This is a genomic window from Methylobacterium brachiatum (assembly GCF_020523825.1).
Lineage (GTDB): Bacteria > Pseudomonadota > Alphaproteobacteria > Rhizobiales > Beijerinckiaceae > Methylobacterium > Methylobacterium brachiatum.
Map to the genome: position 1 here is coordinate 46,486 of NZ_JAJALK010000002.1, position 13,842 is coordinate 60,327.

The following is a 13,842-nucleotide window of genomic DNA, read 5'->3' on the forward strand; positions in this document are numbered from 1 at the left end:
CTGATCACGCCGTCGCGGCCGGGTCGCCGATCGTCGTCCCTCTTCAAAGAACGGGAGGGAAAGGCGCCGGCGCCCCTCACCCCTGCCGCATCGCGGTCTCGGCCTCCGCGTCGAGGGCGGGGCCGACCTCTTCGGGGAGGCGGATCGTGGCGGCGGCCTGGGCGGCGAGGCCTTCGGCGCGGCCGACGAAGCCGAGCTTTTCCGTGGTCGTCGCCTTGATCGACACGGCGGTCAGCGGCACGCCGGCGATCTCGGCGATGCGCGCCCGGATCGCCTCCCGGTGCTGGCCGATCCGCGGCGCCTCGGCCAAGACGGTGATGTCGAGATGGTCGATCCGGCCGCCCCGGGCCCGGACCAGCCCGCAGGCATGGGCCAGGAACTGGTCGGAGGAGGCGCCGCGCCAGCGCTCGTCGGAGGGCGGGAAGTGGGTGCCGATATCGCCGTCCGCGATGGCGCCGAGCAGCGCGTCGGTGAGCGCGTGCAGCGCCACGTCGCCGTCTGAATGGGCAAGCACGCCGCGATCGGCCGGGATCTTGATGCCGCCGAGCCAGACATGGTCGCCGGTGGTGAAGGCGTGGACGTCGAAGCCGGTGCCGAGGCGGGTGACGTAGGCGGTCATGGCGCGGGCTCCGGGCGCTGGCATTTCGGATGGGTCGGACGCGAAGGCCCGGTCCGCCTCGATCAGGTCGGCGGGCTGGGTGATCTTGCGGTTGGCGATGTCGCCGACGAACACCACCACGGGCAAGCCCGCCCATTCGGCGAGCGCCCCGTCATCGGTGAAGCCGTCGAGGCCTTGCGCGGCCGCGTCGCGATGGGCGCCGAGCAGCGGCGCGAAGGCGAAGGCCTGGGGGGTCTGGACCGCGCGCAGATGCTCCCGGGGCGGGGTCTCGTGCACTCGGCCGATGCCGGGGGCGATCTCGGCGACGCGCTTGACCGTGTCGGTGACCGGCACGCCCGGCACCGCGGCGCCATGGTCGCGTCCGGCCGCGATCGCCCGGGCGATCAGGGCGGCGTCGACATAGGGGCGGGCGGCATCGTGCACGAGCACGATCTCCGGCGCGTCGCCGGATGCCAGGGCCTCGAGGCCAGCGCGCACCGAGAGCTGGCGGGTGGCGCCGCCCTCGACCGGCGCGCCGATCTTTTCGCGAAGCTCAGGCGCGAGCTCATCCAGGCAGCTGAGAAAGAACGCGGCCGCGTCGGCGGCGATCACCGGCTGGATCCGGTCGATCGCGTCCTGGGCGGCCAGCGCCGCGAGCGTGCGGGTCAGGACCGCCTGGCCGCCGACCCGGCGATACTGCTTGGGGGTGCCCCCGCCGATGCGGATGCCGCGGCCGGCCGCGACCACCACGGCGGCGACGCCGGACCCCGTATCCACGGGTCCGGTGGCAGGCGTGCCGGTGGCGGGCATGGGCGGCGAACTCGTCGAAACCGGGAAGCGGACGGCAGCGGGCGCGCGGGCCAGCCGTGCTGCCGGACCTCTGCCGGTGAGGATGAGCGTCGTTTAAGCGGGGGAGGGCGCGAAATCAACGCGCGGCCCCCGCTTGCCAGCGGACCGCACTTGCCTCATTGTTGTGCAGAATGGCGACTGATCATTATTTAAGCGCGCTGCGCGACGGACGACCGGCCGGCGGGGGCGATTCTCCCGCCCCGCTCTGCCTGCTCGCGCCCCTGTCCGGCGTCACGGACCTGCACATGCGCCGGATCGCCCGGCGCTGCGGCGCCGATGCGGTTGTGTCCGAGATGGTGGCGGCACGCGAATTCACCCGCGGCGCCGGCGAGGCGACCCTGCGGGCGGAGGGTTCCGGGGTCGATCTCCACGTGGTCCAGCTCGCCGGCTGCGAGGCCGAGCCGATGGCCGAGGCCGCGCGGCTTGCCGAGGCCGGCGGCGCCGACGTGATCGACGTGAATATGGGCTGCCCGGCCAAGATCGTCACCGGGATCGCCTCGGGCTCGGCCCTGATGCGCGACCTCGACCACGCGACGCGCCTGCTCGCCGCCGTGCGCGGGGCGGTATCGGTGCCGGTCACCGTCAAGATGCGGCTCGGCTGGGACGACGCCACCCGCAACGCCGTCGATCTCGCCACCCGGGCCGAGCGGCTCGGGCTCAACGCCGTCACCGTCCACGGGCGGACCCGGCAGCAATTCTACAAGGGCGTGGCCGATTGGGCCGCGATCCGCCCCGTGGTCGAGGCGGTGTCGATCCCGGTGATCGCCAACGGCGACGTGGTCGACCTCGCCAGCGCCCGGGCGTGCCTGGCCGCCTCCGGCGCCGCCGGGGTGATGATCGGGCGCGCCGCAACCGGGCGGCCCTGGCTGGTCGGGCAGGTGGCCGCGGCGCTCGCCGGCCGTCCGGCGGAGGCGCCGTCGCGGGCCGAGCAGGCCGCCATGGCGGCCGCGCACTATACCGGGCTGCTCGCGCTCTACGGCCGCCACATGGGCGTGCGCCACGCCCGCAAGCATCTGGCCGCCTATGCCGAGACCGGCGGCGCGCTGGAGCCGGCCGAGCGCACCGCGCTCCTCACCACCACCGATCCGGAGGTGGCGCTGGCGCTTCTGGCCCGCGCCTTCGGGCAGGCCGATCTGGTCCGGGAGGCCGCGTGAGCGACGACGGCTTTCCGCAGGATCCCCGTCCCGAGGCGTCGGGCGGCCGGCGCGACCCGGCCGGAGAGGCCGTGCTCAACGCCCTGCCGCTGCCGGTCCTGACCATCGGCGGCGACGAGCGCATCCTCCACTGCAACCACGCCGCGGAGGCGTTCTTCGACTATTCCGCGCGCCTGATGCAGCGCCGCCGCCTGCGCGACATCATCCCGTTCGCCTCGCCGATCATCGCGCTCGTGGCCGAGGTCCGGCGGCGGCGGGCCAGCGTCAGCGAGTACCGGGTCGAGCTGACCCAGCCCCGCCTCGGGCTGGAGCGCAGCGTCGACGTCTTCGCCACGCCCCTGGCCGACGACGACGACGCCGTGGTGATGATGCTCCAGGAGCGCACCATCGCGGACAAGATGAACCGCCAGCTCACCCATCGCGGCGCCGCGCGCTCGATGGTGGCGCTCGGCGCGATGCTGGCCCACGAGATCAAGAACCCGCTCGCCGGCATCCGCGGCGCCGCGCAGCTCCTGGAGAGCACCGGCGCCGAGGAGGACCGGATGCTCACCCGGCTGATCTGCGACGAATCCGACCGGATCGTGCGGATCGTCGAGCGGATGGAGCTGTTCGGCGACGAGCGCCCGGCCGATCGCGGCGCCGTCAACGTCCACGGGGTCCTCGACCAGGTGAAGCGCTCGGCCCAGTCGGGGTTCGCGCGTCATATCCGGTTCGTCGAGACCTACGATCCGTCGCTGCCGCCGGTGCTCGGCAGCCGCGACCAGTTGATCCAGGTGATCCTGAACCTCGTGAAGAACGCCGCCGAGGCGATCGGCCCGGATGCGGTCGAGGGCGAGATCACCCTGTCCACCGCCTTCCGCACCGGCCTGCGCCTGCAGGTGCCGGGCTCGCGCGAGCGGGTCAGCCTGCCGATCGAGGTCGCGATCCGCGACAACGGGCCGGGCATCTCCGCCGACCTGCTGCCCGACCTGTTCGACCCGTTCGTGACCACCAAGGCGCAGGGATCCGGCCTCGGACTTGCATTGGTCGCCAAGATCGTCGGCGACCACGGAGGCATCGTCGAGTGCGATCCCGCCCCCCGCCGTACGACGTTCCGCATCCTCCTGCCGATGTCCAGCGCCCGCGACGGGCGCGAATCGGCGGTCGATCCGTGATGTCGCCTTGTGTTTCGGCCGCCCGGCCGGAGGTCTGAGTAAGAGAATCATGCCGAACGGCCACATCATCGTCGCCGACGACGACGCCGCCATCCGCACGGTGCTGAACCAGGCACTGTCCCGGGCGGGCTACGAAGTCCGCTCGACGGGCAATTGCGCCACCCTCTGGCGCTGGGTCGCGCAGGGCGAGGGCGACCTGGTCATCACCGACGTGGTGATGCCCGACGAGAACGTGTTCGACCTGCTGCCGCGCATCAAGCGCGTGCGGCCGGAGCTGCCGATCATCGTCATGAGCGCGCAGAACACCTTCATGACCGCGATCCGCGCCTCCGAGCGGGGCGCCTACGAGTACCTGCCCAAGCCCTTCGACCTGAAGGAGCTGATCGCCATCGTCGGCCGCGCGCTGTCACGCCCGCGTGGCACCGCGCCGGCCGGCGCGCCGCCGGAGAACGAGGACATCCCGCTGGTCGGGCGCTCGCCGGCCATGCAGGAGATCTACCGGGCGCTCGCCCGGCTGATGCCCACCGACCTCACCGTGATGATCACCGGCGAGTCCGGCACCGGCAAGGAGCTGGTTGCCCGGGCGCTGCACGATTACGGCCGTCGCCGCACCGGCCCGTTCGTGCCGGTCAACATGGCCGCGATCCCGCGCGACCTGATCGAGTCCGAGCTGTTCGGCCACGAGAAGGGCGCCTTCACCGGCGCCCTCCAGCGCTCGGCCGGCCGGTTCGAGCAGGCCGAGGGGGGCACGCTGTTCCTCGACGAGATCGGCGACATGCCGATGGAGGCCCAGACCCGGCTGCTGCGCGTGCTCCAGCAGGGCGAGTACACCACGGTGGGCGGCCGCGTGCCGATCAAGACCAACGTGCGGATCATCGCGGCGACCAACAAGGACCTGCGGATCTCGATCCAGCAGGGCATCTTCCGCGAGGATCTGTTCTTCCGGCTGAACGTGGTGCCGCTGCGGCTGCCGGCGCTGCGCGAGCGGTCCGAGGACGTGCCGGACCTGATCCGCCACTTCTTCGTGCTGGTCGAGCGCGAGGGCTTGACCCGCAAGACGCTGGACGGCGACGCCATGGAGCGGCTCAAGCGCTACCGCTGGCCGGGCAACGTCCGCGAGCTGGAGAATCTGGTCCGGCGGCTCGCCGCGCTCTATCCGCAGGAGACGATCACCGGCCCGGTGATCGAGGCCGAGCTCGACACCCTGCCGCTCGCCGCCCCGGCCTCGGCCAACGGCAGCGCCCGCAAGGCCAATGGCGAATCCGAGACCCTGTCGAGCGCGGTGGAGCGGCACCTGTCGGATTACTTCTCGGGCTACCGGGACACGCTGCCGCCGCCCGGGCTCTATCACCGGATCCTGCGCGAGATCGAAGGCCCGCTGATCGGCGCGGCGCTCGCCGCCACGCGGGGCAACCAGATCCGCGCCGCCGAGCTGCTGGGCGTCAACCGCAACACCCTGCGCAAGAAGGTCCGGGATCTCGACCTGCAGGTGTTCCGCACCGCCCGGTAACGGGTTGCCAAAGGGCGAGCCCTTTGGCGGGGGTTCGGGGCGGAGCCCCGAGACGCCTGGAGCCCCTATCTACGGCGGCGGCAAGCGCTCCGGTCAGCGCCGGGGCAGGATCGGGTCGCCGCGCATCAGGGCGTTGAGCCGCTCGGTGTCGAAGCCGTTGGGGATGCTGGGCACGACCGGCTTCGGGGCCGGCGCAGCCTTCACCGGGGCCGGAAGCGACCCGGTCGCCGAGGGTTCGGCCTGGGCAGCCCGCACCGTCGCGGGGGGCGCCAGATGGGCGAGCCGGTCGGCACTGACGAGGGCGACGATCGCCGTCGAGACCAGGACGAGGATGCCGCCGAAGAGAGAACGCAGGATACGCACGCAGACGACCCGGAACGCGACTTGAGACGGCAACAGATTACCCGCCGGCCCGTTAACGAAGCCCACCCCAAATTTGCGGGCCGGGTGCCAGTCTTCGGGAGGCGATATTGACGAACGTCCAGGCGACCGCGAGCGACAGCCCGTTCATCCAGGGCCGCAACGCCCGCCTCTACGGTAAGCCCGTGAGCGAATGCCCCTATGCGGAGGGTTCCGAAGAGCACGCCGCCTGGATGCAAGCTTACGAGGAGGCTGTGGTCTCCGATCCGCCCGAGACGCCGTGAGCGCAAGCGCATCGACACCGTGCATCCCCCGCGTCATCCCGGGGCCGCGTAGCGGAGCCCGGGATCCAGAGACGCTAACAGCCCAAGACCTTGCGCCGTCGGCGTTTCTGGATTCCGGGCTCGCCTGCGGCGCCCCGGAATGACCGAGCGGGTATGACAGCCCACCGTCGCCATCAAGAAAACCCTTCAATCGCGCCTCAGGCTTGACCTCGCCCGGGCCCGCGGGCTTCGTGCGTCGCAGCGCAACGCGATCGTCGAGCCCCAATGTCCCTGACGCCCAAGCCCGAATCGAAGCAGACATTCGGGGCGGCGACGCGCCTCGTCCATGCCGGCCGGGATCCGGGCGCGCAGCACGGCTTCGTCAACACGCCGATCTATCGCGGCTCGACCGTGCTCTACCCGACCTACGACGCGATCAAGAACCGGCGCGGGCGCTACAATTACGGCACCTCCGCGACGCCGACGATGGACTCGCTCACCGACGCCTGGACGGAACTCGCCGGTGCCGCCGGCACCGTGGTGACGCCCTCGGGGCTGTCGGCGCTGACCATCGCGCTGATGGCCGCGGTCTCGGCCGGCGACCATCTGCTGGTGACGGATTCGGCCTACCGCCCGACCCGGCAGTTCTGCGACGGCGTCCTGGCCCGGTTCGGGGTCGCGGTCACCTATTACGACCCGACCGTGGGGGCCGGCATCGCCGAGCTGATGCGCCCCAACACCAAGGCGGTGCTGGTCGAGGCGCCCGGCTCGCAGAGCTTCGAGATGCAGGACGTGCCGGCGATCGCCGAGGTCGCCCATGCAAGGGGCGCCTGCGTGATCATGGACAACACCTGGGCGACGCCCCTGCTGTTCCCGCCCCACGAACGCGGGGTCGATATCGCGGTCGAGGCCGGCACCAAGTATCTGAGCGGCGGCTCGGACCTGCTGATCGGCCTCACCTCCGCCAACGCGGCCTATTTCCCGGCGGTGCGGCGCACCTTCGACCATTTCGCGCCCTGCGCCGGGGCCGAGGACATCTTCCTGGCGCTCCGGGGCATGCGCACGATGGCGTTGCGCCTGCGCGAGCACGGCCGCGCCGGGCTGGAGATGGCCCGGTGGTTCCAGGCGCGGCCGGAGGTGCTGCGGGTGCTGCATCCCGGCCTGCCGGAGGATCCCGGCCACGCGATCTGGAAGCGCGACTTCGCCGGCGCCTCCGGGCTGTTCGGGGTGATCCTCAAGCCGGTGCCCGAGGCGGCGGTGGCCGCGATGCTGGACGAGCTGGAGCTGTTCGGGATGGGCTTCTCCTGGGGCGGCTTCGAGAGCCTGGTGATCCCGTTCGACTGCGCCGGCTACCGGACCGCCACCCAATGGGCCCCGGGCGGCCCGGCCCTGCGCTTCCATATCGGGCTGGAGGACATCTCCGACCTCCAGGCCGATCTCGACGCTGGCTTCGCGCGGCTGCGGGCGGCATCCTGACGTCGCGCGCGATGACGGAGGGGTGACGGAGCATTTGACCTTCCCGTCCGATCCTGATTGACCGGCCGGGCATGAGCACGAGCCTCTCCGCCGACGGCGTCCCGCGCCTCGCTTCTGTCGATCGGATCGGCCGCGGCCTCGACGCGCTGAGCCTCACCCATGCCCGGGCCGCCGCCGCCCTGCTGGCGCTCTGCCTGCTGCTGTTCCTGCCCGGCCAGATCTCCCTCCAGCCGATGGACCGGGACGAGCCGCGCTTCGCCCAGGCCTCCAAGCAGATGCTGGAGAGCGGCGACCTGGTCGACATCCGCTTCCAGGGGGAGGCCCGGCACAAGAAGCCGGTCGGGATCTACTGGGCGCAGGCCGCCGCGGTGGCGGCCGGGGAGGCGCTGGGCGTCCCCGACGCGCGACGGCAGATCGCCCTGTACCGGATCCCGTCGCTGATCGGTGCCACGGCCTCGGTGCTGCTCGCCTACTGGGCCGCCCTGGCGTTCCTGCCGCGCCGGCTCGCCCTGCTGGCCGCCGCCCTGTACGGCGCCGGCCTGATGCTCACCGCCGAGGCGCATCTCGCCAAGACCGACGCCCTGCTCGCCGCCTGCGCCACCGCCAGCCTCGGGGCGCTCGCCCGGGTCTGGCTGGCGTCCCGGGCCGGGGGAACCGTGGGCCGTGCGGTCTTCCCGGCCTTCTGGCTCGGGATGGCGCTCGGCATCCTCATCAAGGGGCCGATGGTGCCGCTGTTCGTGGTGCTGCCGGCCCTGATCCTGTCGGTGGCAGCGCGGTCCGGCCGGTGGCTGCTCGCCCTGAGGCCCGCGGCCGGCCTCGCCCTCACGCTGCTGCTGGTGGCGCCGTGGTTCGCGGCCATCGCCTGGAAGAGCGGCGGCGCCTTCTATGCGGAGGCGGTGGGTCACGACATGCTGGCCAAGGTCGGCGGCGGCGCCGAGCGGCACTGGGCTCCCCCCGGGGCCTACGCGCTCGCCTTCTTCGCGACCTTCTGGCCGGGGGCGGCCTTCGCGGCGATGAGCCTTCCGCTCGCCTGGCGCGCTCGGCGCGAGCCCGCCGTCGCCTTCCTGATCGCCGCCGTGCTGCCGGCCTGGCTGATCTTCGAGGCGGTGCCGACCAAGCTGCCGCATTACGTCCTGCCGCTGATGCCGTGGCTCGCCATCCTCACCGCCCTGGCCCTTTGGCGCGGGGCGCTCGACCCGCGGCTGCGCGGGGCGCGGGCGACCGCCCTGCTGGTGCCGGCGATCCCCATCGGGCTGACGCTCGGCCTGTGCCTCGCGGGCTGGCGCCTCGACGGCCACACGCTGCCCTGGGCGGCGCTGCCGCTGCTCGCCGGCGCCTGCGCGGTGGCGGTCCTGGCCTGGATGGCCTTCGCGGGCGGCAGGCCCGAGCGCGCCCTCGTGCTCGGCATCTTCGCGTCCTGCCTGCTCGGGCCGGCGGTGCTGGGCATGGCGCAGCGGTCCCTGCCGGCCCTGAAGGTCTCGCCGCGTCTCGCCGCCCTGCGCGACCGGATGGCCTGCCCGAACCCGCAGGTCGCGAGCCTCGGCTACCGGGAGCCGAGCCTGGTCTTCCTCACCGGCACCGATCTCGCCCTGCCGCCGGACGGGGCCGCGGCCAAGCAGTTCCTGGAGGCGGGCGGCTGCCGGCTGCTGTTCGTCGAGGCCCGGGACCGGGACGACTTCAACGCCGCCTGGCCGGTGGCGCGGGGTGCGCCGGCGCCGCTCGCCGAGGTCGAGGGCTTCAACCTCAATACCGGCCGGCGGGTCTTCGTGACCGCCTACGCGGTGGCCCCGTGACCGGCGCCCCGACCCTCAGCGTCGTCGTGCCCGTGAAGAACGAGGCCGGCAACATCGCCCCCCTGGTGGCCGAGATCGAGGCGGCCTGCATGGCCCTCGGCTTCGAGCTGATCTACGTCGATGACGGCTCCACCGACGGCACGCCGGACAGCCTGGCGGCGGCGCGCGCCGGCCGGCCCTGGATGCGGGTGGTGCGGCACGCGCGCAGCGGCGGCCAGTCGGCGGCGGTGCGCAGCGGCGTCCTGGCGGCCCGGGCGCCGGTCGTCGCGACGCTGGACGGTGACGGCCAGAACGACCCGGCCTTCATCCCGGCCCTGCTCGCCGCCCTGGAGGCGGGGGGCGAACGGGCCGGCCTCGCCCAGGGGCAGCGGCGCGGCCGCAAGGACGGGCGCTTCAAGATGCTGCAATCGCGCATCGCCAACGGCGTGCGCGGGCGCATCCTGAAGGACGCCACCCGGGACACCGGCTGCGGCCTGAAGGTGTTCCGCCGCGCCGTCTATCTCCGGCTGCCCTATTTCGACGCCCTGCACCGGTTCATGCCGGCCCTGGTGGTGCGCGAAGGCTTTACCGTGGTCCACCACGACGTGATCGACCGGCCCCGGCTCACCGGCGTCTCGAATTACGGCCTGTTCGACCGGCTCTGGGTCGGGCTCCTCGACCTCGCCGGGGTCTGGTGGCTGATCCGGCGCAAGCGGGCCGACCCGCAGCCGCACGAACTCCCCGCGCCGGCAGACCAGGACGCCCGATGCTGATTCAGCTGGCCCACGACCTGCCGGACTATTTCTACGACGTGTTCGTCACCCGGCTCGATTTCTGGGTGGTGTTCGGCATCGTCGCCCAGATGGTGTTCGGCTCGCGCTTCATCCTGCAATGGATCGCCAGCGAGCGCGCCGGCCGGAGCGTGATGCCGCTCTCGTTCTGGTTCCTGTCGATCCTGGGCGGGCTGATGACCCTGGTCTACGGGTTCGTCCGCCGGGAGCCGGTGATCATCATCGGCCAGGGCCTGTCCACCGGCATCTACCTCCGCAACCTCGCGCTGATCTTCCGCGAGCGCCGGCGACGCCAGCGGGATCCCGCATGACCCGCGCCCCCCTGCCGGATTTCTACGACGATCTCGACGCGACCTTCGCGGAACTGTGGCGGCTTCTGGCGGAGGGCGCCGCGCGGGGCCGCAGCGGTTTCCACCTGCCGGTGCTGGCGACCCTCGGGCCCGACGGCCCGCGGCTGCGCACGGTGGTGCTGCGCGAAGCCGACAGCGAATCCGGCACCCTCCGGTTCCATTGCGACCGCCGCTCCGACAAGGCCGCCGAGATCCTGGCGAACCCGGCCTGCGCGCTCGCCGCCTACGACGAGGCCAGCAAGATCCAGATCCGGATCGAGGGCCGCGCCACGCTCCACACGGACGACGCCGTCGCTGAGGCCGCCTGGGCCGGCTCCCGGGCGATGAGCCGGGTCTGCTACGGCGCCGACCCCGCGCCCGGGACGGCTCTGCCCACGGGCGGCGCCTACACGCTGCCGGACGAGGATGCGGCGGCGTCCCTCGGCCGCCCGCATTTCGCGGCTGTCACGGTGCGGGCCGCGCGCCTCGACTTCCTGTATCTCGACCGCCGCGGCCACCGCCGGGCGGCCTGGACGCGGGGGCAGGGCGACTGGACCGGCGGCTGGATCGCGCCCTGATCGGAGACGGTGAGCGGCCCCCACCAGATTACAAATCCTACAATCAGCATTAAAATAATGTTTCTGCTTCAATTACGCGCCACATAAGGCGGCGAAATAAGTGCGCGAGATGAAGTTTTATTGATAAAGATCGGAACCGGTCCTTCGGCAATCCTGCCACCGCCTTGATCGCTCGATAATATTACTTGCCGTCAGCAGCAGAAATCAACATAGGTCACTTTGGCTCGAAGGGTATCGTGCCGAGTGGGGCCGTCATGCAACTGATGTCGAAGTTAAGTATTCCGTCGAAGCTTTTCGCAGTTATTGCTCTCATGAGCGCAATTTTCTTCGGATGTGCCTGGTACACGTCGCAGAAGATTGTCGCGATCGACGCGTCATACTCACTTTTGCTTGACAAGGAATCGAAGGCGGTCGTCAAGGTCGCGCGCCTGAACCGCGTCGTGGCGCAGCTCGGCTACGCCGCCCTGCGCACCGCAACCGAAGCCGGCACCGCAGACGGAAGCCGCGTCGGCCGCAGCCTCGACACCCTGGCCGCCGAGGCCGCGAAGTTGATCGACGGCGCTCGCCGGGAAGCGCCCGCGTTCCGGGACCGCATCGAGCAGATCGCCGGGCATTTCGACGCCTATAATCGGGCCCTCCGCGATCTGCGCGACCTGGCCGACAAGGGCAAGGCCGACGAGGCCCTGTCGCTGGCGCGCCGGATCGCGGACGGCGTCCAGTCGGAGACGACCGAGTCCGCCCGCACGCTCGTGGACGACATGGATGTCTCGCTGCAGAAGCGGTCCGACGAGCTGACCGCCGACACCGCCGGGACGCGCACCGTGCTGTTGACCATCTCGCTCCTCGGCATCGCCCTGGGCATGATCGGCGGCATGCTGGTCGTGGTCTACGGCGTCACGCGCCCGATCACCCGGCTGACCGCCGTGCTGCGCCGCATGGCGAACGGGGAGATCGATGCCGAGATCCCCGAGGCCCGGCGCGGCGACGAGATCGGCCTGATCGGCCGCGCCGTGGAAGGCATCAAGGCGCTGGTCGCCCAGAAGGCCGCCGAGCAGGCCGAGATCCGCCGCGTTGCCGACGAGGCCGCCGCGGAGGCGCGCCGCAAGGCCATGCTGGAACTGGCCGACGGCTTCCAGGGCACGGTCGGCCGGATCATCGGCCTGGTCTCGTCCGCGGCCACCGAGCTGCAGGCGACCGCCCAGTCGATGACCGCCACCGCGACCCAGACCGCAAGCCAATCCACCACGGTGGCGGCCGCGGCCGAGGAGGCCGCCTCCAACGTCAACACGGTGGCGAGCGCGGCCGAGGAGCTCGGCTCGTCGGTCCAGGAGATCGGCCGCCAGGTCGACGGCTCGGCCAAGCTCGCCCAGGGCGCCGTGGCCGAAGCCGACCAGACCGCGACCCTGGTCCAGGAACTCAGCGGTGCCGCCGCCAAGGTCGGCGACGTGGTCCGGCTGATCACCGACATCGCCGCCCAGACCAACCTGCTGGCGCTGAACGCCACCATTGAGGCGGCCCGGGCCGGCGAGGCCGGTCGCGGCTTCGCCGTGGTCGCGTCCGAGGTCAAGGAACTCGCCAACCAGACCGCCCGGGCGACCGAGGATGTGGCCGGCCAGATCGGCCAGATCCAGAAATCCACCGGCGCGGCCGTGGCGGTGATCGCGGGTATCACCGCGCGCATCAAGGAGATCGAGTCGGTGGCGACCTCGATCGCCGCCGCGGTCGAGGAGCAGGGGGCGGCCACGCAGGAGATCGTGCGCAACGTCGGGCAGGCGGCGCAGGGCACCGGCGAGGTGACCAGCAACATCGCCGGCGTGGCCTCGGCGGCGGCGGAAACCGGCCGGGCGGCGGACCAGGTTCTGGGCGCCGCCTCGGAACTGTCGCGCCAGTCCGAACACCTCAGCGGCGAGGTCGACCGGTTCCTGTCGACGATCCGGGCCGCCTGAGCCAGACGCGGGCCGCGCAGCGGCCGGGGAGGGCAGACTTGCGCCGTCCCCCCTGTCGCGCGCGGCCGGTCGGGCGTAAAGCCCCGGGGCCGTCCGCCCGCTCGGGTCGCATGGCGGGTCGACCGGGAAGACTGACGTGGGCCTCGTCTACGCGCTCGCCGCCTATCTGAGCTGGGGCCTCCTGGTCCCGGTGCATTTCCGGATGCTCGGGGCCTTCAGCCCGAACCACATCCTGGCCGAGCGGATCGTCTGGTCGAGCCTGTTCGCGGGGGCGCTGGCCCTGGCGCTCGCCGCGCGCAAGCGGCTCCATCTGCCGTTGCCCCTGCGCCCGCGCCACGCCCTGCTGGCGGTCTCGGCCGTGATGATCGGGATCAACTGGCTGCTGTACCTCTACGCGATCGACCGCGGGCACCTGCTCGACGCGAGCCTCGGCTATTACATCAACCCGCTGGTCAGCGTTGCCTTCGGGCGCATCGTGCTCGGCGAGCGGCTGCGGCCCCTGCAGGCGGTGGCGGTGGGGATCGCGGCCGCGGGCGTCGCCGTGGCGGTGGTCTGGGCCGGCGAATTGCCGATCCTGTCGCTCTCCCTGGCGGTGAGCTTCGCCCTCTACGGGCTGGTCCGAAAGATCGTCGGGGTCGATGCCCTGGTCGGGTTCCTGACCGAGACGCTGCTGCTCCTGCCGGCGGCCATCGCGTGGCTGATCCTCTCGCCCGAGCCGTTCCTGCCGGCCGAGCCGAAGAACCTCGCGCTGCTGATGCTCACCGGGCTCACCACGGCGCTGCCGCTGATCTGGTTCGCCGCCGCGGCGGTGCGCCTGCGGCTGACGACCCTCGGCCTGCTGCAATACGTCGCCCCGACCTGCCTGCTGTGCCTCAGCGTCCTGGCCTACGGCGAGCATGTGGAGCCGCCCCGGGCGGCGATGTTCGCCCTGATCTGGGTGGCGCTCGCCCTCTACAGCGTCGACGCCCTCCGCGGCCGGCGCCCCGCCGATCCCGTGCCCGAGATCCGGTCGGATCCCGATCCGATGCGTGTATAAGGCATTCCATGCGCCCCGCGGGGCGA

Annotated in this window: 13 protein-coding genes; 11 read left to right on the forward strand and 2 right to left on the reverse strand. The window is 72.0% G+C overall.

Translation table 11 applies throughout. The annotated features are described in order from the left end of the window. Positions 1-76: 76 nt before the first annotated feature. Complete coding sequence (locus LGR69_RS03920; protein ID WP_230365245.1) at positions 77-1,408, reverse strand: bifunctional 2-C-methyl-D-erythritol 4-phosphate cytidylyltransferase/2-C-methyl-D-erythritol 2,4-cyclodiphosphate synthase; 1,332 nt, start codon at positions 1,406-1,408, stop codon at positions 77-79. Positions 1,409-1,578: 170 nt separating this feature from the next. On the opposite strand from LGR69_RS03920, the gene dusB reads away from it, so the two are divergent. From dusB to ntrC, 3 genes are read left to right on the forward strand one after another with little or no spacing between them, the layout of a single operon-like run. Further along, positions 1,579-2,601, forward strand: a complete 1,023-nt coding sequence (gene dusB / locus LGR69_RS03925) for a tRNA dihydrouridine synthase DusB (RefSeq protein ID WP_230365246.1) — start codon at positions 1,579-1,581, stop codon at positions 2,599-2,601. Further along, complete coding sequence (locus LGR69_RS03930; RefSeq protein ID WP_007562935.1) at positions 2,598-3,755, forward strand: two-component system sensor histidine kinase NtrB; 1,158 nt, start codon at positions 2,598-2,600, stop codon at positions 3,753-3,755. Before dusB ends, LGR69_RS03930 begins: the two co-directional genes overlap by 4 nt. Positions 3,756-3,804: 49 nt before the next feature. Next, positions 3,805-5,265 (forward strand): nitrogen regulation protein NR(I), encoded by a 1,461-nt coding sequence (gene ntrC / locus LGR69_RS03935; protein ID WP_230365247.1) that lies wholly within the window; start codon positions 3,805-3,807, stop codon positions 5,263-5,265. A 93-nt stretch (positions 5,266-5,358) separates the two neighbouring features. Here ntrC and LGR69_RS03940 read toward each other — a convergent pair whose 3' ends face one another. After that, on the reverse strand, positions 5,359-5,628 hold the full coding sequence (locus tag LGR69_RS03940; RefSeq protein WP_039902856.1) for a hypothetical protein: 270 nt from the start codon (positions 5,626-5,628) through the stop codon (positions 5,359-5,361). Between the two features lie 107 nt (positions 5,629-5,735). Between LGR69_RS03940 and LGR69_RS03945 the strand changes: the two genes are divergently transcribed. The 8 genes from LGR69_RS03945 (at position 5,736) to rarD (ending at position 13,816) form a co-directional block, all read left to right on the forward strand. Beyond that, positions 5,736-5,909 (forward strand): ribosome modulation factor, encoded by a 174-nt coding sequence (locus LGR69_RS03945; RefSeq protein ID WP_007562928.1) that lies wholly within the window; start codon positions 5,736-5,738, stop codon positions 5,907-5,909. Between the two features lie 264 nt (positions 5,910-6,173). Continuing rightward, positions 6,174-7,364, forward strand: coding sequence for a cystathionine beta-lyase (gene metC / locus LGR69_RS03950; protein WP_230365248.1), 1,191 nt, complete (start codon positions 6,174-6,176; stop codon positions 7,362-7,364). Positions 7,365-7,435: 71 nt separating this feature from the next. Further along, entirely contained in the window at positions 7,436-9,157 is a 1,722-nt protein-coding gene (locus tag LGR69_RS03955) for an ArnT family glycosyltransferase (protein ID WP_230365249.1), read from the forward strand. Continuing rightward, complete coding sequence (locus tag LGR69_RS03960) at positions 9,154-9,909, forward strand: glycosyltransferase family 2 protein (RefSeq protein ID WP_230365250.1); 756 nt, start codon at positions 9,154-9,156, stop codon at positions 9,907-9,909. Before LGR69_RS03955 ends, LGR69_RS03960 begins: the two co-directional genes overlap by 4 nt. Further along, entirely contained in the window at positions 9,903-10,238 is a 336-nt protein-coding gene (locus LGR69_RS03965) for a lipid-A-disaccharide synthase N-terminal domain-containing protein (RefSeq protein ID WP_007562919.1), read from the forward strand. The genes LGR69_RS03960 and LGR69_RS03965 overlap by 7 nt, the downstream gene beginning before the upstream one ends. Beyond that, complete coding sequence (locus LGR69_RS03970; RefSeq protein WP_230365251.1) at positions 10,235-10,834, forward strand: pyridoxamine 5'-phosphate oxidase family protein; 600 nt, start codon at positions 10,235-10,237, stop codon at positions 10,832-10,834. Before LGR69_RS03965 ends, LGR69_RS03970 begins: the two co-directional genes overlap by 4 nt. A 254-nt stretch (positions 10,835-11,088) precedes the next feature. Then, complete coding sequence (locus tag LGR69_RS03975; protein ID WP_230365252.1) at positions 11,089-12,780, forward strand: methyl-accepting chemotaxis protein; 1,692 nt, start codon at positions 11,089-11,091, stop codon at positions 12,778-12,780. Between the two features lie 136 nt (positions 12,781-12,916). After that, the gene (gene rarD / locus LGR69_RS03980) at positions 12,917-13,816 is read left to right on the forward strand and encodes an EamA family transporter RarD (RefSeq protein ID WP_230365253.1); all 900 of its coding nucleotides are present in this window, start codon (positions 12,917-12,919) and stop codon (positions 13,814-13,816) included. Positions 13,817-13,842: the final 26 nt, after the last annotated feature.

What these genes read in the sequence shown, in the direction of transcription:
- LGR69_RS03920 (WP_230365245.1), bottom strand. Translation starts at nt 1,408, where the DNA reads ATGCCCGCCACCGGCACGCCTGCCACCGGACCCGTGGATACGGGGTCC.
- dusB (WP_230365246.1), top strand. Translation starts at nt 1,579, where the DNA reads ATGGCGACTGATCATTATTTAAGCGCGCTGCGCGACGGACGACCGGCC.
- ntrC (WP_230365247.1), top strand. Translation starts at nt 3,805, where the DNA reads ATGCCGAACGGCCACATCATCGTCGCCGACGACGACGCCGCCATCCGC.
- metC (WP_230365248.1), top strand. Translation starts at nt 6,174, where the DNA reads ATGTCCCTGACGCCCAAGCCCGAATCGAAGCAGACATTCGGGGCGGCG.
- LGR69_RS03955 (WP_230365249.1), top strand. Translation starts at nt 7,436, where the DNA reads ATGAGCACGAGCCTCTCCGCCGACGGCGTCCCGCGCCTCGCTTCTGTC.
- LGR69_RS03965 (WP_007562919.1), top strand. Translation starts at nt 9,903, where the DNA reads ATGCTGATTCAGCTGGCCCACGACCTGCCGGACTATTTCTACGACGTG.
- LGR69_RS03970 (WP_230365251.1), top strand. Translation starts at nt 10,235, where the DNA reads ATGACCCGCGCCCCCCTGCCGGATTTCTACGACGATCTCGACGCGACC.
- LGR69_RS03975 (WP_230365252.1), top strand. Translation starts at nt 11,089, where the DNA reads ATGCAACTGATGTCGAAGTTAAGTATTCCGTCGAAGCTTTTCGCAGTT.